23 protein-coding genes and 1 pseudogene are annotated in these 25,251 nt (G+C 58.9%); 6 read left to right on the plus strand and 18 right to left on the minus strand.

Annotated features, from left to right (window positions below):
- Position 1 precedes the first annotated feature (1 nt).
- From cyoB to cyoD, 3 genes are read left to right on the plus strand one after another with little or no spacing between them, the layout of a single operon-like run.
- Positions 2 to 1,975, plus strand: a complete 1,974-nt coding sequence (gene cyoB / locus EJD88_RS14320) for a cytochrome o ubiquinol oxidase subunit I (protein WP_158878290.1) — start codon at positions 2 to 4, stop codon at positions 1,973 to 1,975.
- Positions 1,976 to 1,978: 3 nt separating this feature from the next.
- The gene (gene cyoC / locus EJD88_RS14325) at positions 1,979 to 2,593 is read left to right on the plus strand and encodes a cytochrome o ubiquinol oxidase subunit III (RefSeq protein ID WP_158878291.1); all 615 of its coding nucleotides are present in this window, start codon (positions 1,979 to 1,981) and stop codon (positions 2,591 to 2,593) included.
- A gap of 1 nt (position 2,594) precedes the next feature.
- Positions 2,595 to 2,933 carry a cytochrome o ubiquinol oxidase subunit IV gene (gene cyoD / locus EJD88_RS14330; protein WP_112195382.1) on the plus strand — a complete coding sequence of 113 codons (339 nt, stop codon included), beginning with the start codon at positions 2,595 to 2,597 and terminating at the stop codon, positions 2,931 to 2,933.
- A gap of 194 nt (positions 2,934 to 3,127) precedes the next feature.
- Here the strand turns inward: cyoD and EJD88_RS14335 are convergent, their stop codons facing one another.
- From EJD88_RS14335 to EJD88_RS14400, 15 genes and pseudogenes are all read right to left on the minus strand, one after another.
- Positions 3,128 to 4,729 (minus strand): histidine kinase famiy protein, encoded by a 1,602-nt coding sequence (locus tag EJD88_RS14335; protein WP_178117128.1) that lies wholly within the window; start codon positions 4,727 to 4,729, stop codon positions 3,128 to 3,130.
- A 109-nt stretch (positions 4,730 to 4,838) separates the two neighbouring features.
- The gene (locus EJD88_RS14340) at positions 4,839 to 5,723 is read right to left on the minus strand and encodes a manganese catalase family protein (RefSeq protein WP_158878292.1); all 885 of its coding nucleotides are present in this window, start codon (positions 5,721 to 5,723) and stop codon (positions 4,839 to 4,841) included.
- 331 nt (positions 5,724 to 6,054) lie between these two features.
- Entirely contained in the window at positions 6,055 to 7,071 is a 1,017-nt protein-coding gene (locus EJD88_RS14345) for a M42 family peptidase (protein WP_256673649.1), read from the minus strand.
- Between the two features lie 224 nt (positions 7,072 to 7,295).
- Positions 7,296 to 8,225, minus strand: coding sequence for a ZIP family metal transporter (locus tag EJD88_RS14350; protein ID WP_099583104.1), 930 nt, complete (start codon positions 8,223 to 8,225; stop codon positions 7,296 to 7,298).
- 22 nt (positions 8,226 to 8,247) lie between these two features.
- On the minus strand, positions 8,248 to 8,475 hold the full coding sequence (locus EJD88_RS14355) for a PLD nuclease N-terminal domain-containing protein (protein ID WP_099583105.1): 228 nt from the start codon (positions 8,473 to 8,475) through the stop codon (positions 8,248 to 8,250).
- 95 nt (positions 8,476 to 8,570) lie between these two features.
- Positions 8,571 to 9,017: a DUF421 domain-containing protein gene (locus tag EJD88_RS14360; protein WP_054070289.1), complete on the minus strand. Its 447-nt coding sequence runs from the start codon at positions 9,015 to 9,017 to the stop codon at positions 8,571 to 8,573.
- Positions 9,018 to 9,024: 7 nt separating this feature from the next.
- On the minus strand, positions 9,025 to 9,543 hold the full coding sequence (locus tag EJD88_RS14365; RefSeq protein WP_158878293.1) for a hypothetical protein: 519 nt from the start codon (positions 9,541 to 9,543) through the stop codon (positions 9,025 to 9,027).
- Entirely contained in the window at positions 9,543 to 10,049 is a 507-nt protein-coding gene (locus tag EJD88_RS14370; protein ID WP_158878294.1) for a CinA family protein, read from the minus strand. The genes EJD88_RS14365 and EJD88_RS14370 overlap by 1 nt, the downstream gene beginning before the upstream one ends.
- Positions 10,050 to 10,214: 165 nt before the next feature.
- Complete coding sequence (locus EJD88_RS14375; RefSeq protein WP_158878295.1) at positions 10,215 to 11,135, minus strand: substrate-binding domain-containing protein; 921 nt, start codon at positions 11,133 to 11,135, stop codon at positions 10,215 to 10,217.
- Between the two features lie 17 nt (positions 11,136 to 11,152).
- Positions 11,153 to 11,866: a methyl-accepting chemotaxis protein gene (locus EJD88_RS27555; protein ID WP_371926557.1), complete on the minus strand. Its 714-nt coding sequence runs from the start codon at positions 11,864 to 11,866 to the stop codon at positions 11,153 to 11,155.
- Between the two features lie 144 nt (positions 11,867 to 12,010).
- Positions 12,011 to 13,138 (minus strand): annotated as a pseudogene (locus EJD88_RS27560) (HAMP domain-containing protein); the annotation flags it as partial.
- Positions 13,139 to 13,310: 172 nt separating this feature from the next.
- Entirely contained in the window at positions 13,311 to 14,387 is a 1,077-nt protein-coding gene (locus EJD88_RS14385) for a GlxA family transcriptional regulator (protein ID WP_158878297.1), read from the minus strand.
- Positions 14,384 to 15,793 carry a GABA permease gene (gene gabP / locus EJD88_RS14390; protein WP_112195406.1) on the minus strand — a complete coding sequence of 470 codons (1,410 nt, stop codon included), beginning with the start codon at positions 15,791 to 15,793 and terminating at the stop codon, positions 14,384 to 14,386. The genes EJD88_RS14385 and gabP overlap by 4 nt, the downstream gene beginning before the upstream one ends.
- A 178-nt stretch (positions 15,794 to 15,971) precedes the next feature.
- Positions 15,972 to 17,120, minus strand: a complete 1,149-nt coding sequence (locus EJD88_RS14395) for a PQQ-dependent sugar dehydrogenase (RefSeq protein WP_158878298.1) — start codon at positions 17,118 to 17,120, stop codon at positions 15,972 to 15,974.
- 11 nt (positions 17,121 to 17,131) lie between these two features.
- Positions 17,132 to 17,446: a hypothetical protein gene (locus EJD88_RS14400; RefSeq protein WP_099583119.1), complete on the minus strand. Its 315-nt coding sequence runs from the start codon at positions 17,444 to 17,446 to the stop codon at positions 17,132 to 17,134.
- Positions 17,447 to 17,630: 184 nt separating this feature from the next.
- Between EJD88_RS14400 and EJD88_RS14405 the strand changes: the two genes are divergently transcribed.
- Complete coding sequence (locus EJD88_RS14405) at positions 17,631 to 18,458, plus strand: Ku protein (RefSeq protein ID WP_099583120.1); 828 nt, start codon at positions 17,631 to 17,633, stop codon at positions 18,456 to 18,458.
- A gap of 24 nt (positions 18,459 to 18,482) precedes the next feature.
- On the plus strand, positions 18,483 to 20,954 hold the full coding sequence (gene ligD, locus EJD88_RS14410; protein ID WP_158878299.1) for a DNA ligase D: 2,472 nt from the start codon (positions 18,483 to 18,485) through the stop codon (positions 20,952 to 20,954).
- 18 nt (positions 20,955 to 20,972) lie between these two features.
- On the opposite strand, the gene lpxO is transcribed toward ligD, so the two are convergent.
- On the minus strand, positions 20,973 to 21,872 hold the full coding sequence (lpxO, locus tag EJD88_RS14415) for a lipid A hydroxylase LpxO (RefSeq protein ID WP_158878300.1): 900 nt from the start codon (positions 21,870 to 21,872) through the stop codon (positions 20,973 to 20,975).
- 250 nt (positions 21,873 to 22,122) lie between these two features.
- Entirely contained in the window at positions 22,123 to 23,439 is a 1,317-nt protein-coding gene (locus EJD88_RS14420) for a Wzz/FepE/Etk N-terminal domain-containing protein (RefSeq protein WP_158878332.1), read from the minus strand.
- A 343-nt stretch (positions 23,440 to 23,782) separates the two neighbouring features.
- On the opposite strand from EJD88_RS14420, the gene EJD88_RS14425 reads away from it, so the two are divergent.
- Positions 23,783 to 24,169 (plus strand): TIGR03067 domain-containing protein, encoded by a 387-nt coding sequence (locus tag EJD88_RS14425; RefSeq protein WP_158878301.1) that lies wholly within the window; start codon positions 23,783 to 23,785, stop codon positions 24,167 to 24,169.
- Positions 24,170 to 24,307: 138 nt separating this feature from the next.
- Here EJD88_RS14425 and EJD88_RS14430 read toward each other — a convergent pair whose 3' ends face one another.
- A complete protein-coding gene (locus tag EJD88_RS14430; RefSeq protein ID WP_158878302.1) occupies positions 24,308 to 25,120 on the minus strand; it encodes a bifunctional 2-polyprenyl-6-hydroxyphenol methylase/3-demethylubiquinol 3-O-methyltransferase UbiG in 813 nt (270 codons plus the stop codon).
- Between the last annotated feature and the right edge of the window lie 131 nt (positions 25,121 to 25,251).

The raw sequence follows: 25,251 nt of genomic DNA on the forward strand, positions 1-25,251 counted from the left end.
AATGTTCGGAAAACTCTCATGGGATGCGATTCCAACCACTGAACCGATTGTGATGTACACGCTGGCCTTCATCGGGCTGATCGGCGCGGCGATAGTGGGCACCATTACCTGGAAGCGCAAATGGGGCTATTTGTGGCGCGAGTGGTTCACATCGGTGGACCACAAAAAGATCGGCTGTATGTACATCATCGTCGCGCTGGTGATGCTGCTCCGCGGTTTTTCCGATGCGATCATGATGCGCACCCAGCAAGCCATGGCCGCCAGTGGCGGGCCGGGTTATCTGCCGCCGGAACACTACGACCAGATCTTCACCGCCCATGGCGTGATCATGATTTTCTTCGTGGCCATGCCCTTCGTCGTCGGCCTGATGAACGTTGTGGTGCCGTTGCAGATCGGCGCACGCGACGTGGCCTACCCGTTTCTCAACGCGCTGAGCTTCTGGCTGTTCGTGGCCGGTGCCGCGCTGGTCAACGTCTCATTGGGGATCGGTGAGTTCGCACGAACCGGTTGGGTCGCCTATCCGCCGTTATCCGGGTTGGCCTACAGCCCCGGGGTCGGGGTGGATTACTACATCTGGTCATTGCAGATATCCGGCATCGGCACGTTACTGACGGGGCTGAATTTCTTCGTCACGATCTTGAAGATGCGTACCGAAGGCATGACGTTGTTCAAGATGCCGGTGTTCACCTGGAATGCGCTGTGCACCTCGGTGCTGATCCTGGCGTCGTTTCCGATTCTTACTGCCACCCTGCTGATGCTGTCGCTGGACCGTTACCTGGGCATGCATTTCTTTACCAACGAAGCCGGCGGCAACCCGATGATGTACGTCAACTTGATCTGGGCCTGGGGGCATCCGGAGGTGTACATCCTGATCCTGCCGGCGTTCGGGGTGTTTTCCGAGATTGCCGCGACCTTCAGCAGTAAGCGGCTGTTCGGTTACGTGTCGCTGGTATGGGCGACGATTGCGATTACCGTGTTGTCGTTCATCGTGTGGCTGCACCACTTTTTCACCATGGGCGCAGGGGGTAACGTCAACGCGTTCTTCGGCATCATGACCATGATTATCGCGGTGCCGACCGGGGTGAAGATCTTCACCTGGCTGTTCACCATGTACCGTGGCCGGGTGCGCTTCGAGACCCCCATGCTGTGGACACTGGGCTTTATCGTGACCTTCAGCATCGGCGGGATGACCGGGGTATTGCTGGCAGTACCGGGCGCCGACTTTATGCTGCACAACAGCCTGTTCCTGATCGCGCATTTTCACAACGTGATCATCGGCGGCGCAGTGTTCGGCTACATGGCCGGCCTGACCTACTGGTTCCCCAAGGCCTTTGGCTTCCGCTTGAACGACAAGCTGGGCCGCATCGCCTTCTGGTGCTGGCTGATCGGCTTTTATTTCGCGTTCATGCCGTCGTACGTACTGGGCTTCATGGGCATGACCCGCCGACTCAACCACTTCGATAATCCGGAATGGCGGCCTTGGCTGCTGCTGGAACTGCTGGGCGTGGCAATCATCCTCTGCGGCGTGGCCGCCCAGGCACTGCAACTGTTCGTCAGCATCCGCAACCGCCACCAATACCGCGACCTCACTGGCGACCCGTGGGACGGGCGCACCCTGGAATGGGCCACCGCCTCTCCGCCACCGCTGTACAACTTCGCCGAGCAACCCAAGGTCAATGACCTGGACGCTTATTGGGGCATGAAGGAGCGCGGCGTGAGCACCCTCAGCCATACCGATTACCGAAGCATCCACATGCCGCGCAACACCGCCTCGGGCCTGGTGATCAGCCTGTTCGCGCTGATCTGCAGCTTCGCCCTGGTCTGGCACATCTGGTGGCTGGCGGCGTTCGGGCTGGTGGCTTCGGTGGTCGCGTTCGTGGTGCGCAGCTACGACGAAGACACCGATTACTTCGTGCCCGCGCAAGAGGTGGCACGCATCGAAACGGCACGTCTCAAAGACCTGGCAGAGGCTTGATCCATGTCCAATATCGTGATTGAAAAAGACGTCGCTCATATTCAGGAACACGGACATGAAGACGCGGGTTCGCTGAGCGTCTTCGGGTTCTGGATCTACCTGATGACCGACTGCATCCTGTTCGCGAGCTTGTTCGCCGGCTATGCAGTGTTGCGCGACAGCGTGGCCGGCGGTCCTTCGAGCGTGGATATTTTCGAACTGCCCTATGTGCTCTTTGAAACCATGCTGCTGCTGTTGAGCAGCATCACCTACGGCTACGCGATGCTCGCGATGAACCGTGGCCAGCAAAGCCAGGTGCTGCGTTGGCTGGGACTCACGTTCGTGCTCGGCGCCGGCTTCATCGCCATGGAAATCAACGAGTTCCACCATCTGATCGCAGAAGGCTACGGACCCGACCGCAGCGCGTTTCTGACCGCGTTTTTCACCCTTGTCGGCACCCACGGCGCGCACGTGGTGACGGGGTTGATCTGGATGGCTGTGCTGATGGTGCAGATTCGCCAGAAAGGCCTGACCAACACCACCGCCACCCGGCTCAGTTGCCTAAGCCTGTTCTGGCACTTCCTGGACGTGGTGTGGATCTGCGTTTTTACCGTGGTCTATTTGTTGGGAGTGGTGTGACATGTACAAACAAAGTCCGATTCACAGCAGCGCCGGTACCAGCCATGGCAGTAGCCGTTCCTACTTGGTCGGGTTCCTGCTGTCGGTGCTGCTGACCCTGATCCCTTTCGCCTTGGTGATGTTCCCTTCGCTTCCGCGCACCATCACCGCCTGGCTGGTGGTGGCGCTGGGGGTGATCCAGATCGTGGTCCACCTCAAATTCTTCCTGCATCTGGATACGGCCGAGGAACAACGCTGGAACCTGATTGCACTGATTTTTTCGGCGGTCATCATTCTTTTGCTGGTAGGGCTCTCGCTATGGATCATGGGCAGTATTCACCACAACATGCTGGCGCACTGAGGCGTACACCCTGGCCTTCTGCGTCGGCCCCCTGCTGCTGGGAGTGGTGGCCCAGATGGGCATACCGTATTTCGCCGTGATCAGCGCCTTGTGCGCTTACTGGCTGGCGCTGGCCAACAGCGGCGTGCGCCGGGTCGATCCAGCGCGCTGGGCGCGCTCGATCTTCGGCTTCTCGATTCTGTTGGTGATGGCCCTCAACCTGATGCTGGCGCTGTCCACGCTGTGTCGAGCAAGCTGCGAATCTTCCTGGGCAAATCAGCGGGCTGGTAGGGTTTGGCAATCAGCTCGAATTCATGCACCTGTATATCCGCGCGCTCCAACGAGTCTTTCGCATAGCCCGTCGTAAGCAGCACCCTGGTGTGCGGATACAGGCGCGCTATCTCGCGCGCGAGCTCCGCGCCATTCATCTGGCCGGGCATGATCAAGTCACTGAACACCAGGTCATAGGTCGTGCCGGCGAGCCGGTCCAGCGCCTCGGCGGCAGTGTGCGCAATGTCGGTGCGATAACCGTAGTCAGACAGAACCTCCTGCGCGAGCTCGGCCACTTCGGGCCGGTCCTCCACAATCAAGATGCGCTCGTCGCCTTGAAGCGAGGTGGCCGCAGGCGTTTGCTCGACCCAGAGTTGGCTGTCGTTCGCCGGAAAATACAGGCATACCGTCGTGCCAACGCCTGGGTAGGAATGGATGCGCGCAGTACCGCCCGATTGCTTGACGAAGCCATACACCATCGACAACCCCAGCCCCGAGCCCTTGCCCTCTTCCTTGGTGGTGAAGAACGGCTGCATGATTTTCTCCTGGACGCTCTCATCGATGCCATTGCCGTTATCGCTGATCGAGAGGCCCACGTAGCGGCCTTCAGCCAGCCCGTCGCGTTGCGCATTGGCATCGCCCGGAACCTGAACGTTGCGCGTCTTGACCGTCACGGTCGGCTCGGCATGTCCTTCGAGCGCATCCTGGGCGTTGGATAACAAATGCTGCACGGCCAGCTCCGCCTGCGCAGGGTCAATACGGCAGTTCCACAGGTCTTCAGCCAGATCTACATGCAGCTGAACATCCTGCAGTGTCTGCGCCAGGAAATCGGTGCGGCTCAGCAAGGTGTTCAGGTTGATCACGCGACTGTCGAGCCGTTGCTTGCGCGAGAACGCGAGTAGTTGTTGGGTCAGGGTTTGAGCTTTTTCGGCGGCGGCCCTGGCGCGGCTGGCGCTGTTGAAGATGCGCTGCGGGTCGGTGCCGGGGCGCTTGGCGCTCTGCTGGATCAGTTCGAGATAACCGACCATCACCTGCAGCAGGTTATTGAAGTCATGGGCGATGCCGCCGGTCAGTTGCCCCAGGGCCTCCAGGTCCTGGACGCGGCGCACGCGCAGTTCAGCGTCGTGGCGCCGGCTCACGTCCAATTGGGAGGCAAAAAAGTACACCAATTGGCCGCTTTCGTTGAACAACGGCGAAATGAACAGTTCATTCCAGAACGTCGAACCGTCCTTGCGGTAGTTGAGTACTTCCACACATACCTCATGGCGGCATGTCATCGCTTGCTGCACTTGCCGCAGCGCACGCTTATCGGTTTCAGGTCCTTGCAGGAGCCTGCAATTGCGCCCGATGACTTCATCCTGTTCATACCCCGTCAGCCTCAGGAACGCCTGATTGGCGAAGATTATCGGGTTGTCGGGTTGGGCGGGGTCGCAAACGATCATCGCGCTTTGGCTGGTTTCCATGGCCGCGAAAAACAGGTCTTTGCGGCTGGAAGAGAGCCGAGCCGGGTCGACACGGTCGACCACGGGCTTTTTCTTGCTTGCCAAGGTTCACCTCCAGTTACGTGGCGCGTGTTCCATGGACCGTGAAAACGTCGCACAGTGCCACCCTGCACTGAATTGGCGCCCGCCGCAGGCGGTCGGGCGCCGCCCAACGTCAAATCTCGCGTTTAGATTGCATTCCCGAGCCCAGGTCAGCACCGGTAACGGGATCGCTCGTCGCGTCCGAGGCGGTGCGGATCTTCATCGCGCTCAACGTCGCTTCGTCATCGGCATCCAGCTGCACGGTGGCCAAGCCATCACCACCATCGACCGCCGGTTGCGGGTTCTCCACGAACTCCCACCCTTCGCCCTGGTTCCACGGGCCACGCACACTTTGCGCGCCTTGGGACATGTTGTAATAGACCTGCGTGAATTCCGGCATGCCCGGCAGCTTGCCTTGAGGGAAGTTCGGCTGGATCGAATGCAGCGCCTTTTCAAAAGACAGTTGATGCGCGATTTCCCGCGTCATCAAAAAGCCCAGCGCCTCTTTTACGCCCGGATCATCCGTGACGTTCATCAGTCGCTCGTAGACGATTTTGGCGCGGGCTTCGGCGGCGATATTGGAGCGCATGTCCGCGGTGGGCTCACCGATGGTGTCGATATAGGCCGCTGTCCAGGGCACGCCGGCAGAGTTGGTCAATGGCGCACCGGCACCGTACAGCAGGCTGGTGATGTGAGAGTCATTGCCGGCACCGTTGAGGGAGCGATACAACTCGCCCTCCTCTTCCACGCCTTCGGCCAGGCGCCCCTTGGCGCCCTTGTTGAGCATCACGATGATGGACCCGACGATCTCCAGATGGCTGAGCTCTTCGGTGGCGATGTCCATCAGCAGATCCTTGCGGCCCGGATCGTCTTCAGCCAAGGCCTGGGTGAAGTAGCGGGACGCTGCCGCGAGCTCCCCTTGAGCGCCGCCAAACTGTTCCAGCAGCAGGTTGGCCAGACCTGGATTAGGTTCGGCGACACGGACTGTGTATTGAAGTCGCTTGTTATGTAGAAACATGAACAAATCTCCTCAGGCTTAGAAAGGGGCAGCGCCCGCCTGGAGCGCTGCCTACCTTTTTGTGAGGCGCTTCCCTGTTCATAAATTTCAAAATAAACCGTTGCAGTACGACCAGCGGTCGGGGGTTACGCATCAAGCGAAACCGCGACGCAGAGCACTTGTGGCTCACTTCCCGGCGTCCTCGTTCGGCTCAGGCGATGAACGGCGCGACTGGCAAGCGAAGCGCAAAGTCATGTGGTGAGCCGAAACTTATGTTGAAGCGAGCATGCACGTTCCCGCGCCTGTAGCCTCATCAGTTTGAACAAGCTACTCGCTGGAAGGCTTTCAGCCTTTAGCAAGTGGCCAGGTACTCGCAAAGCGTCGCCGAACAAGCCCGAACTGCGCCGTCCACAATCAGCTCATAACCATGAGTGTTTTCGGTAGGTATTGCTATGCACCCCGCTCTGGCCGACGAGCCATTGCTTAATACGGCGCTCGCATCTGAAGCAAAATCGACGAGTAACGCATATTGAGGGCTGTAACCACAGCGCTCTGCTGCAGCAGCCAAGGACGTCACGATGTCGCGTGTGTAATAACCCTTTTCGTCGCCAGTATTGATGATTGGATCGACACTCAGCCTCGTTCCATACTCATCCATCACTGGCCCGACCTCTACAGCGATAGTGGTTTCACCTGGGAGAGATGCGGATGCGAACATCGCCCCTGCATTGGATTCTTCTTCCGACGTCGTAAATACAAGATATACGTCGCATGCCAGCTCATCTCGACGATGGCTCAATTGATGGGCGGAATCGATCACGGCCGCCATGGGGGCACGGTCATCCAGAAAATGCGCAGCGATGGCGTCACCCACCCGAAACGGTTCACGCCAATGACGACTCAACACGACCCGCGTACCTGGACGTACGCCCTGAGTGCGCAAGACCGGCGGTGAAGATCGCGTAATCACATGAACGTCATTCCAGTGCACGTTTCCCGATAACACATCAGCGCCTTGGGGTGCATTCTGCGTTGCATGCATTGAGCCGAAAGATAAAACGCCTGGGATAATTTCGTTATCACCCAGAATATCAACCGGACACATACCGAAATTCACCGGGTTCGCGCCTCCCAGCGCAGTAACTCTCAATGTGCCGTCTTCATTGACGCTCTTAACCACCATCGCGATTTCATCCATGTGCGCCATGACCCTTACGGCTCTGCGCGATTCGGTAACCTCCCGCTTACCCTTGATAAGTCCTATGACGTTACCTGCGGCATCAACCCATGTTTCGTCGCAGAGAGGAGTAATGGTTTGCAAGCATATTTCGCGAACCTCATCTTCCTGCCCACCTGGCCCGCGAGCCATCAGGAGTTGAGTCAACAATTCGGAAAGTGTGTTTTGCGGGTTTGAGGCTCTGGAATTCGCTTCACGTTGTGCATCAGACATTTTCGGTCTCTCGCGCAGGCACTTGTAAATGGCAAGCGGCGCCATTGCAGCGCCGCCTGATTTCAAATCACGGCTTTTACTTGGATTACAAATTCAAGAGGTGTTCCGGAAATTTTTCAGGGCGACGGATAAAAGGTTCAGAACTAACCCAGGGCTGTATCAAGAAACATCATGACTGCGAAACCCAGCATCAGGCCTAAGGTCGCTGGTGTCTCATGACCATTGCGATGTGTCTCGGGAATGACCTCATGGGACACTACAAAAATCATGGCGCCAGCTGCTAAACCTAGAGCGATGGGATACCCCAAGGCAAAGCTACTGGAAATCCCTAAACCGACAATTGCCCCCAAGGGTTCCATCAGCCCCGAACCAACCGCAATCAGCGCGGCTCGAAGCGCAGAGATGCCTGTCACCCGTAATGCCAGGGCGACTGCCAACCCTTCCGGAATGTCCTGTATGGCAATCGCGGTTGTCAGCGGCAGCCCCACCTTCATATCGCCGTTGGCGAAGCTCACTCCAATAGCCATCCCTTCTGGCAGGTTATGCAGCGTGATTGCCAAGACGAACAACCAGACCCGATTGATACGCTGCGCGTCCGGCCCCCTGCGCCCGCTTTTCTCGTGTTCGTGAGGGACGAAACGATCAAGGCCAACCATCAGCGCTACGCCCAACCCTAATCCCGCAACAACAACGCATGCTGCGAGCAACTGGTTTGCGCAAAGGGCCTGAGCTGCTTCGATACCAGGGAGAATGAGCGAGAAGGAACTGGCGGCCAACATCATGCCGGCGGCAAAGCCAAGCATGATGTCTTGCGTACGGGCGGTTATGTCACGCAATGCGACTGCTGCAATGGCTCCAAGTCCTGTCGCGGCGAACCCGGATAGCCCACCCAGAAAAGCAAAGTGGAGATTCGCCTTGTTGGCACCGACAAACGATCCATAACCGCTGACCAAGAGGAAAACAGTGACACACAACAGCAACGCCCAAAAGGACAGTCCTCCCCACCCTGAGCGGGAAACGTGTGCCAACCAACCGCGCAAATGCACTCCAAAAGATGAAGAGGGTTCCGTCATTCTTCCTCCGTAGCTTTAAGCGTCAGCCTTTACTGTGCTCGGGCGAGGAAGGCCCCTCCTTGACGCCCCGTGGTCCGGCGACTCCCCAGACGACCAAACCCACTACCGGGAATATGATCAGACCAAGCGCCCACGCTGATTTTATCCCTACGGTTTTGTCGCTCCGAAACACGCTGACAATGGCCAATAGATCGACAAGCAGAATGAACACGGCGACAGCAATCGCAAAATAGCTGGTGGCTTCAGACATGGTTTAGCCCTCCTTAGGGTGTTAACCCTTAGGCTCCGTGCGAATACGGACGTTCCAAGAAAATCACGGGTCTGCAGCTAGTACGGGTCTGCGTTTTAATTTTCTTTAGCAATGATGGAGATTTTTCCGTTGCGCTCAATTATCGCGAACTTGATCTCTTCCAGCCTCTCGATACCTTGGCTGGAGCGCGCAGCCTCCATTACATCGGCTTCGATTAATCGAGCGTGACGCAGGCGTCTGTGCAGGAGCTTGCCATTCTCGACGATGATCGTTGGCTCACCATCGATCAGCCTTGATACCCAGCCAGAACGCTGTTTAAGCAGCGATAGGCCAACGTCAATGGCGATCAGCGTCACGATGACGAGCACGCCGTTGGTGATGGAAAAATCATCGCCCAGCAGCGCTTGCTGGGTGGCTTCGCCGATCATCATCAGCAAGACGAAATCGAAGGTCGTCAGCTCTGCCAATGAGCGCCGCCCAGCAATCTTGAAGAGCACCATAAGGGCTAAATACATTGCTCCTGCACGCAAGACAGAGTCCATAGGTCACCTAAGGAAAAATGAATTGAACAAGCCTTACGCTTGAAGTGCCGGCTGAGATGATTTTGCTGCGCAAGAGACCGACCGCGTCGCCGCGTAAGGTGAGGTACAGGATCGCCTGTCCATCGGCGTCAGTTTGCATCCAGAGTTTCATGCCCTGTGAGGAGCTTCGTGATCGCAACGGTTCGGGTTGTAAGGTTTCAATGCTGAAGCCCTCTAGCAACTGCCCGGCCAGCTCCAGTTCAACGGGTGAATTTGGCCTTTCTGTCAGCGTGATTTTCATCGAGTTGGTGGAGCCGTTTCGATGAAACATCTCGTATTCGACCCTGACCTTCCCATCGTCGCTACGCACCTCTCTCGAACTGAGCAGTCCTCTGGAAAACACGCCCCCGAGCGCCATCACCAAAATCAGAACCAACACGTACCAGCCGACCCGCTCGAAACGCCAGACCTTCAATTGATAGGCCATGTCCTCACGAACGGGACGGTTTCGGCTTTTCAAGTCTGGATGATCGGTGTCTTCGCTCATCAGGCTTCACCTGTATCGCCGAGCTGCGCGCGGCGATGAAAATGGGGAAGCTGGCGCAAGGCGTATTCGGTGGCTTGCTCTTGAACCTGACAACGTCCGCCGAAGAACCGGTGCTCGTGACTGAAGAGATAGCACTTGTCATCGGACTGAAACGCCCAGGCAAAACAAATTGTGCCCGCGGGAATACCGTCCACAGCGTCGGGGCCGAGTATCCCCGTAGTCGCGATGGCGGCATTTGCAGTGCTGTCTCGTAACGCCCCTCTGGCCATTTCCTCAGCAACTTCGACGCTCGTCAGGTTGAACGTCTCGATAGTCTGGGGGCTGACATGGAGCAATCGTTGCTTGGCCTGTGGCGAATAGACCACATAACCACATTCGATAAATTCGCCGCTGCCTTCCACTTCAGACAACAGCGTGACGATTCTGCCTGCGGTGCAGGACTCCGCCGTGGTCACTACCAAGGCGTGCTCACGCAAGTATTGGACGATCTCATCTGCGATGGGCATGTGCTGAACTCATCGGGGTATTGTTTGATCGACCGCTATAGAAGCCAAACATTCCAACGATTTTCCACGAATAGGATTAGAGCGCCATGGGGCGCCCGACCTCCCCTGCACCCCGTGTCGCCACAAGCCCAGCCCAGCGCATTGACCGCCTGCTCCGCCACCCTGTCACTCGAAATGCTGGCGATTCTCCGGGGTAATCAGTTGGAACGGCACCCAGATGATCGGCGCCTCCAACCCTTCGCCACGCGCCAGATGAACAGCGGCCTCAACCGCGCCATTGGCCTGCCCCACGGCATCCTGGAACACACTGACTGCCATTTTTCCATCCGCCATGAGCTTGAGCCCATCCGACGTGCCGTCGATGCCGCCGACCCAGTAATCCTTGGCCTGTTTGCCCGCCTTCTCCAGGCCCATGATCGCGCCGATCGCCATCTCATCGTTGTTGGCGGCGACAATCGAAAAGTCGACGCCTTGCTTCACCCAGTCCATGACCACCGTGGCGGCCTGGCTGCGCTCCCAGTTGGCGACTTTTTTCTGCACGATTTTCATGTCCGGGTACTTGGCGACGACTTTTTCGACGTCCTCCGTGCGCATCAGCGAGGACGCATTGGCGGGGTCGCCGACCAAAATCACCACGTTGCCCTTGTAGCCGGCACGGCGCGCCAACTCTTCCATCTGCAACGTGCCTGACTCCAGTTCGTTGGAACCGACAAACGCCGCACGGGCGGTGAGTTTTTCGGGCGATGGATTACGGTTGACGAACACCAGTGGAATATTCGCTTCACTCGCCAGGCGCATCATCTGCGGCGTGCTCTTGCCATCGACCACCGCCACGATGATCGCGTCGACTTTGGAGTGGATCAGGTTGCGGAACTGGCGCATCTGCAGTTCAGCATTGTCCTGCCCATTCTCCATAAAGATATCGATATCCATCGCCGCTGACTTTTGCTGCACGCCATTGCGCAGCAACGCCTGGAAATTATCGTCGTACTTGGCCATGGCCACGCCCACCAGCGGTGTGGCCGCCTGGGCCAGGCCCGTGGTTAAGAGCGCCGACCCCAGGAAACATTTCAACCATGCGTTCATTTTCTTGCTCCTGAGGATCAAACGCTGAATTGATGAAGCAATTCACGCTGCACTTTGGCCATGCTCGACAGGCGCTGGCTGCTGCTGGCCGATTCTTCGGCACCTTGCGCGGTCTGCTGTGCTGAGTCATTGATCTGGATGACCATGCGACTGGTCTCCGCGACGGTGGCGCTCTGCTGCTCGGTGGCGGCGGCGATCTGAATATTCATGTCGCGAATCGTGCCCACCGCCGCGCTCATCGAGTGCAGCAGTTGCCCAGCACCGGAGGCAAGGGTCACGCATTGGCTCGATTGCGCCTGACTTTCGTTCATCACCTGGACGACGGAGTGAATCGTTTCCTGCATCCGGCCGATCATGTCCTGGATTTCGCTGGTTGAGGACTGGGTGCGACTCGCCAGGGAGCGCACCTCGTCGGCAACCACGGCAAAACCTCGGCCCTGCTCGCCCGCACGCGCGGCTTCGATGGCGGCATTGAGCGCCAGCAGGTTGGTCTGTTCGGCGATGGTACGGATGGCAACCACGATGCCCTCGATAGTGTGGCCGTACTTCTGCAACTCGTCAGTGACCTCCGTGGCTTTGTTTACTTGCTCCGCCTGACGCCGGATATTGTCGATGGTCTCGGCCACACGCTCCTGCACCTCATCTGTGAGGTCACTGGTGTCATCCACCGCCTTGCGGGTGTCCTGGGCGCGCCGTGCAACCTCTTCCACGGTGCTTTCCATTTCAGTCATGGCCGAGGCCGCCGATTGCAGCCGGTCCTTTTGTTCATCCACCACGCGGGTGGTCTGCTCACTGTTCAGGGCATTGTTGTCTGCCGTGGTCGCCAGGGCATCGGCGGAGCTGATCAGCTCGCGGAAGGTTTTGCGCAGGGCAATGGTCAGCTCGTTCAGGTAACCGCCCAGCTCTCCAAACTCATCCTTGCGCGAGACGTCGAAACTGACGCGCATATCACCCGCCGTCAGTTGCTTGAGCACCTCGCGAAACGCGGCCAGCGGCCGGCGCAGGCTGAAAGCCACCCAGAGCCCGATCAGCACAGCGGCGAGCACCGCCAGTACACAAGCGATCAACAACAGGCTGCGGCTGGTGCCGATGGTGGCGTTGGCAGCGTCCCGGGCCTGATTGGCGACCTCAAGGGATTGGCTGCCAAACTCGCCAATCTTGCCAAGGGTCGATTGCAGTGCGGCTTCCACCGTATTGCGTTGCTGCATGACCTGGGCGCCCAGTTTTGCCTCTGCCTGGTAGGCATGGAATACACCGTCGGCTCCGGTCAGGTCCGTGAGCAGACGATTGACCATCACGGCGGCAATCCGTCCACCTCTGGGGTCGACGGCCAATAACGCCTGCAGGCGTGTGCTGATGACCTCGTCCTGCAGGTTCAGCACCCGTTGCAGGTTCTCGATGGCGGGCGTCGCGGCATGGGCGGCCAGTCCGTCATAGGATTTATTGACTTCCAACAGCAGCTTTTCAGCTGCCGCGACCTGTTGGTTGTCGCCGGCACCGCGTGCACGAGCAATCTCGTCACGCAAGAAACCCGTCAACTGCGAACCCTGGCCACTGCTGTAACCTTGCAGCACACGCGTCAGCGCGAGCTGCTGCACATGCTCACGATGCGAGGCCATCAGGGCTTGCGCCTGTTCGGTGTAGGCATTCACTAACTGACGCTGTTGAGCGAGACTGGCCTTCAGCTCGTCCCGGTCGACGACATACACCGCGGTGCTTTCGAGTAAACGATTGAACTGGTCAACGCTGTCAGTGAACGGTTGCTTGCCGGCGTCGATCTGTTTGAGATCGTTGCTGATCAGTATGGCCAGCAACGCCTGGTTCGCGCGCAGGATGTGCACGTACAACTCACTGGCGGCCCGACTCAACGGCGCCGATTGGCCCGTAATAATGCCCAGGCGCTCGCTGATGGAATGCGTGCTTTGATAGCTGATCCCGGCCATTGTCAGCAGCAACAGCACAAGCACGGCAAAGCCTCCGATCACCCTCTGTAAAATCGTCATGGCTACCCTCTTTAATTGTTATGGGTGAGGCTGTCTGAAGCGTGGGCGTACATCGAGGGAGAAAGCTCGCAACGCTAAGTCTTTCATCGGCTGGGCAGCGGGAAACTTGAGGGTAAAGCACAGCACAGAGTCATGTGTCAGCCTTTAACGCAAGGCTGGCGCTCGACAACGCTCAGGACTTGAGGTTTTTAACACTGGCAAATGTCGCCTCGCCCCGTGCCTGATCCAATGCACTCATCGGCATGGGCACCGGCATGGCGGCCCGGGTCGGTTTCGTACCAACACCCTGCTCGCTGGCCGTCACCAGCCGCTCGTCGCTGGGCGGCACGCCAAAATACTCGCGGTAGCATTTGGAGAAGTGAGGGGTGGACACAAAGCCACAGAGCACCGCCAGTTCGACGATGGAGATGGGGGTTTGCTTGAGCAACTGACGCGCGCGGATCAGCCGTAACCTGAGGTAGTAGCGCGACGGTGAGCAGTGCAGGTATTTCTGGAACATTCGCTCCAGCTGGCGGCGTGAAAGGTCCACATATGCCGCCAACTGATCCAGGTTGATCGGCTCTTCCAGGTTGGCCTCCATCAACGCGACGATTTCCTGCAGCTTCGGTTGCTGGGTGCCCAGCATGTGCTTGAGGGGCACGCGCTGATGGTCTTGCTGATTGCGCATACGCTCGTACACGAACATGTCGGAGATGGCCGCCGACAGCTCGTGCCCATGCTCACGGCCGATCAGGTGCAGCATCATGTCCATGGGCGCGGTGCCCCCGGAACTGGTGAGACGATCCCGGTCGAGGGTGAACAGGCTGGCGCTGACGGTTACCCGTGGAAAGGCTTCCTGCATCGCTGCCAGCCATTCCCAATGCACGCTGCACTCAAAACCGTCGAGCAGCGCCGCCTGCGCCAGCACCCAGCTGCCGGTGCAGATGCCACCCAGTTGCCTGCAATAGCGCGCCTGGGTACGCAGCCACTTCACCAGTTCGCGGGTGACGGTGCTTTGAATACCCGTTCCGCCGCACACAAACACGATATCGGCCGAGGGTACGCTGGCTATGGAACCGTCAGGCGTGATCGGCATGCCATCGCTGGCCCACACGGGATTACCGTCGCAACTGGCGGTGTGCCAACGATAGAGTTCCTGACCCGAGAGTTGATTGGCCATGCGCAACGGTTCTACTGCAGACGCCAACGAGATCAAGGTGAACTGATCCAGCAGCACAAACACAACAGCGGTGACGGGCCGGACTTTCATGGGCGCGAGGCGACCGCTATCGGTTTCTGCACCCGCTCGGGTTGCCGCGCCGTGATCACGCCGGCCAGGGAAATCAGCAACGCGAGGCAGATGGTCGACGACACTTCAAGGCGATGTTCGGGGCTCAACAGCATCACCGCCAAGGCCGCGCAAATGAACACGATCACCACCCAAGTCAGCCATGGAAACAACCACATCTTGAACGTCAGCGCGATGTTTCGGCTTTGCAGGATCTTGCGCATGCGCAGTTGCGATACGGCGATCACCAGGTACACCAGCAACGCAATGGCCCCCGAGCTGGCCAGCAGAAACTGGAACAGCCCGGCCGGCATGAAGTAACTGAGCAAGGTCACGCCTGCCCCAAGCACCGTACTGGCGATCACGGCGGCCCTTGGCACACTGGCGGCTGAGGTTTTTTTCATCAGCGTTGGCGCATCTCCACGCTTGCCCAGTGAATACAGCATGCGCGAAGCAATGTAGATCGAGGAGTTCATGCAACTGGCCACGGCGATCAATACCACCACGTCCACCAGCAATTTGGCGTGGGGTATGTTCATCAGCTCCAGCGCGCGCTGATAAGAGCCGACCGATGCCAACAGCGGGTCATTCCAGGGCACCACGGAAATCACCACAAAGATCGACAGCACGTAGAACACACCGATGCGCCACATCACCGAACGGGTCGCCCGGGCAATGTTCTGCGCCGGGTTGCTGGACTCGGCGGCGGCAATGGTGACGGCTTCAGTGCCGATAAAACTGAACATGATGGTGATAAAGGCGCCGACGACCGCAGACAGCCCGTTGGGCGCGAAACCGCCATGGTCTTCCATCAGACGGCTCAAACCGCTGGCTTCGCGCTCGGGAATCCAGCCCATCAATACCGCACCGCCCAGGCCGATAAACCCGATGATCGCGATGACCTTGGCCATGGCAAACCAGAACTCGAACTCGCCGTATTTGGAGACGCTGAACAAATTGGTGATCACCAGCAAAAAGATCGACAACAAGGCAAACAGCCAAGCGTCGATCTGCGGGAACCACTGATTGAGGATATGCCCGGCGGCCAGGGCTTCGATGGGAATCACCAGCACCCAGAACCACCAATACAGCCAGCCAATGGTAAACCCGGCCCAGCGGCCGATGGCTTGGTCGGCGTAGGTCGAGAAGGAGCCGGTGTCCGGATTGGCCACGGCCATTTCCCCCAGCATGCGCATGACCAGCACCACCAGCAGCCCTGAAAAGAGATAGGCCAGCATCACCGCCGGCCCCGCTGCCGCAATCGCATGGCCGGAGCCGACAAACAGCCCCGCCCCGATAATCCCGGCAATCGAGAGCATGGTCACATGGCGCGGCTTGAAGCCCTGCGCCAGTTGGCCGTTTGAATCCTTGGAAATCGGGCTATTCATCGTTGTTTTTATTCTCTGTGATCGACATTAAACGTACTGACTGGAGGGTCAGGCGATCATCATTTCTTAATGACGGGTCACAGTACGCGGCATGCCGACCGCAAAAATAGCCTCATTGCGTCATACAATCGCCTGATACCGACAACGACGCAGGGCTGTGGGGGCTGGGCGCCACCCTTCAGTCCTGATTCAGGCCGACACGGTAAAGAACGCCGCGGTCTTCATCCGTCAGCACATACAGGTAGCCATCCGGCCCCTGCCGCACGTCGCGAATGCGTGCCTTCAAACCGCCCAGCAAACGCTCCTCATGGATGACCTTGTCGCCGTCGAACTGCAACCGGATCAGTTCCTGGCTGGCCAGCGCGCCGATGAACACGTTGTGCTGCCACGCCTTGAAGCGGTCACTGTCATAAAACGCCATGCCACTGATGCCCGGTGACTTCTCCCACACATGGTGAGGCGCCACGGTGCCTTGCGCCGTCTTGCCCTTGGCCTCCGGGATCGGCGTCAGGGAGTAGTTGATACCGTGGGTCGCCAGGGGCCAGCCGTAGTTTTTGCCCCGCTCGATGATGTTGATCTCGTCACCGCCTCGTGGCCCGTGCTCGTTTTCCCAGATCGTGCCGCTCCAGGGATTCAGCGCCAGGCCCTGCGGGTTGCGTTGGCCGTAGGACCAGATCTCGGGCCGTACGCCCGGCTGACCGACGAAGGGGTTGTCATCCGGCACGCGGCCATCGGGGTAGATCCGCACAACCTTGCCCTGCAGCTTGTCCAGGTCCTGGGCGGTGGGCCGGTCGTTGTTTTCGCCCAGGGTCACGAACAAGTAGCCATTCTGGTCAAAGGCCAGGCGCGAGCCGAAGTGATTGCCGGTGGACAGCTTCGGCTCCTGGCGCAGGATGACTTTGAAATCGCTCAGGCCGCTGAGGTCCGCTGCCAACCGTCCACGGCCCACCACCGTACCGGCCGTACCGCCTTCGCCGCCGCCTTCGGCGTACGACAGGTAGACCGTGCGGTCCTCTTTGAAATCAGGCGAGAGCACCACATCGAGTAAACCGCCCTGCCCCTTGGCCCACACCTCAGGCACCCCGCTCAGAGGTGCCGAGAGCTTGCCATCCGGGCTGACAACCCGCAGATGGCCTGGGCGTTCGGTCACCAGGAAACCTTGCTGGTCCGGCAGAAACGCCACGGCCCAGGGGTGGTCCAGGCCTTTGGCGACCGCCGTGACGCTCAGACTGCCTTGCTCACTGGGAAATTGCTGCGAACCGGCGGCGTAAACCGAGGTCAGGGTCGTCGCGCACATAACGGCTAACAGGGTTTTGCGTATAAACATAAGACAAGTCCTTACCGGCGATTGCCGTTGGCATCAAATGTGGGGGCTTTGGTCTCGGTGGCCGGGCGACTGGGCGCGGCCTCGCGTTGGGGATAGCGGTTGCCGATGCCGCCGTTTTCCAGGGTCGGCGTGCGCGGGGTCGGCACGGTCTGGGTGCCGCGAATCGCCGGCGCATTGGGCTGGGTGCCCTGCATGCTGTTGGGATTGGCGCGGTGGATGGGGCCGTTGTTAGTGCTGTTGCTGCCAGGCAAGTTCTGCGCCTGGGCGGTGGCTGCAAGTGCCAGGCCCAACGCCAGCGCTGCAAGTTGATGCACTCGGGTGATCATGACAAAGCCTCTCTGGGGCGAGGAGTACCTGCGTTCGATACCACGCTACGCCTGGGGTTCGGCTTTGGTAACTAAATACTTCCTCATCAGGTGTAACACGATCTGTCCGCGCATCTGTCCGGGGAAACTTTTTCCAGCGCCTGCGAGTCACCCGAACACAGTCTCTGATCAAGGAATCGCTCATATGCCACGGGCCATCTGGAAAGGCGCCATCAGCTTCGGTTTGGTTCATATCCCGGTGTCACTGGTCTCGGCCACGTCCGCCCAGGGCGTGGATTTCGACTGGTTGGACAAGCGCAGCATGGACCCGGTGGGCTACAAGCGCATCAACAAGACCACTGGCAAGGAAGTCACCAAGGAGCACATCGTCAAGGGCGTAGCGTTCGAGAAGGGTCGCTATGTGGTGCTCAGCGAAGAAGAGATTCGTGCGGCCCACCCCAAATCCACCCAAACCATCGACATCATCGCCTTTGTCGCCAGCGACCAGATCCCCTTGCAGAACATCGACACGCCTTACTTCCTCGCGCCGGACAAACGCGGTGGCAAGGTCTACGCATTGCTACGGGAAACCCTCAAGAAAACCCGCAAGGTCGCCCTGGCCAATGTGGTGCTGCACACCAAGCAGCATCTCGCGGCGCTGATGCCGCTGGACTCGGCTCTGGTGCTGGTGATGCTGCGCTGGCCCGCCGAGGTGCGCAGCCTGGATGAACTGGAACTGGGCAGCGACGTGACCAAGCCGTCCCTGGCCAAGGGTGAGCTGGACATGGCCAAGCGGCTGGTGGAAGACATGAGCGCCGACTGGCAGCCGGAGGACTACCGCGACAGCTTTCAGGAAAAAATCATGGCGCTGGTGGCCAAGAAGGCCAAGGCCGGCAAGATCGAAGACGTGGAATCCCAGGAAGGCAGCGAAGAGCGCAAGTCGGCCGACGTGATCGACCTGACCGAACTGCTCAAGCGCAGCCTGGCCGGCAAGCCGGCGGCGAAGAAAACCACCAAGAAAAAGGCCTCTTGAGCCCGCCAGCACGCGGAGAACCCCATGACAAAGCCCCTGAATGAATACAACCGCAAGCGTGATTTCAAGATCACCGCAGAACCTTCGGGCAAAGCGCCCACCGGCAAGCGCAAGGTGTCGGCGCTGTCATTCGTGATCCAGAAGCACGACGCGCGCAACCTGCACTATGACTTTCGCCTGGAACTCGACGGCGTGCTCAAAAGCTGGGCCGTGCCCAAGGGCCCCAGCCTCGACCCTCGCCAGAAACGCCTGGCGGTGCACGTCGAAGACCACCCACTGGGCTACGGCAGTTTCGAAGGCAGCATCCCGGCCGGTCAATATGGTGCTGGCGATGTGATTGTCTGGGACCGTGGAGTCTGGCAACCCCATGACGACCCACACAAGGCCTACGCCGCCGGCAAACTCAAGTTCACGCTGGTGGGCGAAAAACTCTCGGGAGATTGGGCACTGGTGCGCACCCGCTTGAAAGGCAGCGGTGACAAGGAACAATGGCTGTTGATCAAAGAGAACGACCAACAGGCGCGCCCCGCTGCCGACTACGACATCGTGCAAGCCGAGCCGGGAAGCGTGCTCAGCGATGCCTCCATCGCGCCCCCCAAGGCCAAGGCCAATGCGAAAACCAAGCAAAAAAAAGCCACTGCTGTGCCTGAGCAATTCACTCCGCAATTGGCAACTCTGGTAGACCGCGCACCCGACGGCGACTGGCAGTACGAAATCAAGTTTGATGGCTACCGCATGCTGGCGCGTATCCGCGACGGCGAGGTCCGGCTGTTTACCCGCAACGGCCATGACTGGACCGAGCGCCTGCCCCGCCAGGTCAAGGCCCTTCACGCTCTCAAGCTCAAGGACAGTTGGCTGGATGGCGAAGTGGTCAGCCTCAACCCTGAAGGGTTACCGGACTTCCAGGCCCTGCAAAATGCCTTTGACAGCGGCCGCAGCCTGGACCTTGTCTATTACTTGTTCGATGCGCCGTTTCTGGAGGGCCGCGATCAGCGCCAGGCGCCCGTGGAAGATCGCCGGGCCGAACTCAAGGCCGCGCTGGCCAGTAGCAAAAGTAAGCTGCTGCGGTTTTCCGAAGCCTTCACTGCCCATCATCAGGACATCTTGCAGAGTGCCTGCAACCTGGCCCTGGAAGGCGTGATCGGCAAACGCATGGGCAGCCCCTACACATCCACGCGCAGTGCCGACTGGATCAAGCTCAAATGCCGGTTGCGACAGGAATTCGTGATTGTCGGGCATACCCGCCCCCAGGGTTCGCGCAGCGGTTTTGGCGCCTTGTTGCTGGCGGTGAATGACGACAGCGGGCTGAGGTACGCCGGGCGCGTGGGCACCGGTTTTGATCAGGCCTCGCTCGACACTATCTACGCGCAGCTCAAGGCGCGGGCCCGCACGACCTCCCCTTTGCACAAAGCCTTGACCAGTGCCCAGGCGCGAGGCGTGCGGTGGGTGGAACCGACGCTGGTCGGCGAAGTGCAGTTTGCCGAGTGGACCCGTGAGGGTGTGGTGCGCCATGCCGCCTTTATGGGCATGCGCAGCGATAAGCCGGCCGCGCAGATCGTGCACGAGCAGCCGCAGGTGGCAGAATCCGTGAAAGCCCCTCAAGCCAGGAGCGCGGTGAAGATCACCCATCCTGAGCGGGTGATCGACCCACACAGCGGCACGCAAAAGCAGCAATTGGCGCAGTTCTATGAAGGTATCAGCGAATGGATCCTGCCCTTCCTGCGCCATCGCCCGGTGTCCTTGCTGAGGGCTCCGGAAGGCATCGAGGGTGAGCAGTTCTTCCAGAAACACTCAGAGCGCCTGGCGATTCCCCATATCAAGCAACTGGACGCCGCGCTGGACCCCGGCCATGCGCGGCTGATGGAGATCGACAGCACCCAGGCCCTGGTCGGCGCCGTGCAAATGGGTAGCGTCGAATTCCATACCTGGGGCGCCACCTCGGACAAGATCGAGACCCCTGACCTGTTTGTACTCGACCTCGACCCGGACCCGGCGCTGCCCTGGAAAAGCATGCTGGAAGCGGCGCAACTGACCTTGTCGGTACTGGACGATCTGGGCCTTGAAGCATTCGTCAAAACCAGCGGCGGCAAAGGTCTGCACCTGGTAGTGCCGCTGGCGCGTCGGGACGGTTGGGAGACGGTAAAAGCGTTCGCCAAGGCCATTGCCCAATTCATGACCCAGCAATTGCCCGAGCGCTTTACCGCCACGTCCGGGCCGAAAAACCGTGTCGGCAAGATCTTTATCGACTACCTGCGCAACGCACGGGGCGCGAGTACCGTGGCGGCGTATTCGGTACGGGCACGCCCAGGGCTGCCGGTGTCGGTGCCGGTCAGTCGCAAGGAATTGCCGCAAGTGCGCGGCGCGCAGCAGTGGACGGTGGCTAATCTGCACCAACGCTTGCAGCGGCTGAAGGAAGACCCGTGGGCGGGTTATGCCCATCGGCAGAAGATCAGCAAGAAAATGTGGCACAAATTGGGCGCCCAGCCACCGCAGTGAAGGCGCCCGGAGCGAGCTTTAGATAAGCACGAAGATCAGCGCCAAGGCCGCGAAAATTGCCCATTTTTCCAGGTAATAACGCGTGCGGTTGCGTTTTTTTAGCGCTTTGCCGCGCAGGCGGATCTTGTACAGCTGCGTAAACGCGCGGTTAAGCCCGCCGGTCTTGTCGCCCGAGTCGTTGGGCGAACCCGCCGCCGCCATCACCGTGCGGCTGAACCAGCGATTGAATGCAGCCGCCCAGCGGTACTTCATCGGGCGCTCGACATCGCAGAACAGGATGAGGCGGTTCTGCTGCGTAGCGTTTTCGGCGTAGTGGATAAAGGTCTCGTCGAACATCACCGGCTCACCGTCGCGCCAGTAATAGTTTTCCCCGTCCACGTTGATGTAGCAGCCCGGATCGTTCGGCGTATCCAGGCCCAGGTGATAACGGTAGGACCCGGCGTAGGGATCGCGATGGCGCACCAGCTTGGAACCCGGCGGCAGTTCGGCGAACATCGCGGCCTTGATCGAACCGATGCTCTGCACCAACTCGGTGGTGCGCGGGCACAGTTTCATTGCCGACGGGTGACTGTCGCCATACCACTTGAGGTAGAACCGCTTCCAGCCCGACTTGAAAAACGAGTTGAAACCAACGTCATCGTACTGGTCGGAACGCTTGATCGCCCCTGCTCGCATCAGGTTCTGGCCCTCTTCACGAATCTCCTCCCAGTGCTCCTGCAAGGGGCTCAGGTCGGGGAAATCGCTGGTCGAAAGATACGGTCGGCCGGGCAGTTTGGAGCACAGATACAGAAAACAGTTGATGGGTGCCAGGAAGGTCGAATGATCACTCAGTTGGCGACCCAGTTTGTGCCGAACCCGGCCACGCAGGTGTACATACGCTATGGAGGCGACATAGAGGACAACAATGATCAGTTTCAAGGGATTTCGTCACACGTCAGTAGAGAACAGGCTGCTCCTGCGTGCCCACGACGGCCGAGGATGGATAGCAGCAACTGAAATCACAATTCACAGACAGGCACCAGGAGCGGCTTGATGACAAGCAGTTCCATGGCCACTGACAGTTATTTAGCCATATTCTGTAACTAAAAGTTAACCGAGAATTGTGAAAAGCTGTCTACAGAGTGTCCTGGGCAGCTGCCTCGACAGGCTGCCCGTGTAACGGCTCGCCCTATTGGCGCGGCGACTGGCGATCATCGAACACCGAAAACTGCCCGACCGCACGCCGAGCCTGCACGAAATGCCGGATCAATGCCACGAACACTCCCAGTAGCAGCCCCGCCAATACGCTCAGTGCGATGATGATGCCCACCGTTGGTTTTATCGGGTACAGCGGCGGCTGTGCCCGACGATCCACAGTGACCAGTTTCAGCCCAGTCATATCGATATTCAGGCCGCGCAGCCGCGCCTCTTCCGCCCACAGCCGTTCAACGTCCCGCAGGAAAATATCTCCATTTTTACGATTGTTGAGAACCTCGACTTCACGGTTTGTGTCGAGCATGCGCAGTTCCTTGGAGATCTCGGCCACCCTGCTGTTGGTGAAATCGTCATCGGTACGCTGTTGCAGCGCTGCCCGCTCCGCTTCCAGCACTTCGGTGCCCATGAAGTACAACGGGGTCTTCTGATTAGTTACCACGGTGCGCATGGTCGGGTTCGAGCCGTTCAGGGAGCTCCCTCCCATGGATGAGGGGGCGGTGGGGGTCTTGAAGCCAACGGACTTGGCAATGGAGATGGCCTCGGCCAGTTCCGCAAGGTGATTGGTGCGCTCGATCTTCATCTGCAAACGCAACGCCGTGAGTTCATCCTGCAAACGTGCGCGTTTGACTTGATCCGACTCCAGCAGCATGGCGATCTTCGATTCTTTAGCCGCTTCGTAGTTGGCACGTGCGGCGTCGATCTTACCCTTGAGTTCGTTGAGGCGGTTATTGACAATAACCTTGAGGTCGGCACCTACCTGGTTGCGCTCCTGTGCAATGGCGTAGTCGACAAATCCGTTAAGAATGGCCGCGCCATCAACCCCCTTGGGGTACTGCATTTCCAGGCGAACGTAAGCGTTGACTGCGTCAGCCTTCTTCAAATCTGGCATCACCAGGTTAATGCCATCGCGGTTGAAGGCTTCAAAGCTCTGCTCCAGGCTTTGCCCAGGGCGCTGGAAGGCTTCGAAAAGTGCCGGGTTGGCCCTGAAAAAGCCCAGCCGGGCCTCGTAGGAGTCCAGTTGTGCGCCGACCTTGGCCAACGCCTCGGCCGGCGGCAACTCGTATACCTCGGAACGATTGAGGGCATCCAGCTCATTGATCGCCGCTGGCCGCAGCACACTGCTGACCTGGTAAACCCTGGGCGCAAGAAATGCGTAACCTACTCCCAGAAGGCCAACCAGTATCGTGCAACCGATGACCAGTTTTTTTTGCTTCCATACTGCGTGGAGGAGTTCAACGAGATCAATTTCATCCGATGTCGAAGGTAGGCGAAGCTGAGGAGTGTTGTTCAAATGTAGTACACCCTGATGAGTTGAAATCCAGCGCCTAAAAACACAGCCCTGAATAACAACCGTATAAACAGGGGGCAACGTCCACCACCCGAGTGACTGAATCCTCACACCCAATGATAAGCAGCGAGAAGTTTCATTTCAGTTACGCGGTTGTCCACGAGCATAGAAGTTAAGTTATGCGGCGGGCTGGTAAAGTAACGTTAATGACCCTTCGACAAAGGAAAAGTTACAAAAAAAGCAAAAAACAGGACGATTCCTACATACCTTTCGCGTCAAGCGGGCAAAAAAAATCAGCATCCTCCATGCCAGCCGGCAATTAACCCTTCAGCAAAAAGGAATTTGTATGTCAGCCATTTCAGACCCAGATGTTCAAGCGCTCCAAGGAGCCTGGGAACAAACCTCGCTGGAGGACAATGGCGTACTCAACCCCCCCGATGCGCACAGTGCCCCGGGGGCAATTACCCTAATCACCGGCGACCGTTTCGAAGTAAAGACCCTCTGTGGTGAGGTGTTGCTGGAGGGCCAGTTTTTCCTCGACGGCACTACCGTCCCCAAAAGCATCACCTGGGTGGACTCCATCGGAGAAGACGCCGGCAAACACCTGCCGGCCAGCTACCGCCTCGAAGGCGATACATTTGTGTTCATCGCGGCGGATGAAGGCATGCCCAGGCCAGTCTCATTCAGGACGGGTGCAGGCCAGACCATGCGCAGCTTCATACGGCGCGCTTGAACCGTAGGCCATCCGAAATTGCGACAGCGTTTTCACCACGCCTTCACTTTCAACGCAATAAGGTGAGGCCTACCTACTCCAGTGAATCCCTTGGCCCGCCTGTCTTCGCGGGCTTTTTTTTGCCTGGACACCACCGGGTCAGGCTGGCCGTTTGGTGGCGGTCAGGGTAAAGCACAGCGGCAATTGCGCCGGCTGGTGCTCGTACTGGTCGTAGAGTTCTTCGCGATTGGAGTGTGCATATTCCTGCAAGTGACTGATCTGCAAGTCGGCGCCAATCGTGGCGTTCACCAGGTCGCCCAAGGTGTGCACGTACCAGTACGACGTCGGCCCGGCTACCGCGCCCCGGCCTTCATAGACAATCGACTCTTGCAGCACAAACGGCTCGCGCTGAAAGTACGAGCTGGCCGGCAACAACGGGTTTTGCGCCCTGGGGTCGAACACTTCGAGAAACGGATGGGTTTCATACATCACCAGCGTACCGCCGGGCTTCAGCGTGCTGGCGGCATGGCGCATGAACAGCGCCACATCCGGCATCCAGCCGAGCACGCCGATGGTGACCAGCGCGATGTCGAAGCGCTCATGCAAACGCTGCGGCAAGTGGTGGATATCGCTTTCGATAAATTCAGGCGCATGGGGCGACACCTCGGCAAGCTCACGCGCCTGCTGGAGAAACGCCGCGGATTGGTCCACCCCCACTACCGAGCGTGCGTTCAGGGCGAACAGCGACAAGCTTTCACGACCATTGTTGCAGCACAGTTGCACCACGTCCTTGCCGGCGACACCGATGTCTTGCAGCACCCCGGTAATGGTGGGGTCCAGGCAGGAAAAATCCGTATTGCCGACACGCTTGAGCATCGCGTGCCAGGTGTCGGTGGTTTTATGCAGGCTGGCAGATTGATCCCAAGCGTCCTTGTTACGGGCAATTGCCTGTTGAGCTGAGGGCATGTCCATTGCGTCTCCAGATAAGTCATGCGGCGGGGCACAAAAAAATACGGCAGATGCCCGCAGATTAAAACCCCGGGCAACCGGCGAAACTTAACGCACGCCTTGCAGGTCACTAACGCAGTGCGTGTTCAGCCCTT

Source organism: Pseudomonas sp. PB105, assembly GCF_009764655.1.
Lineage (GTDB): Bacteria > Pseudomonadota > Gammaproteobacteria > Pseudomonadales > Pseudomonadaceae > Aquipseudomonas > Aquipseudomonas cyclaminis.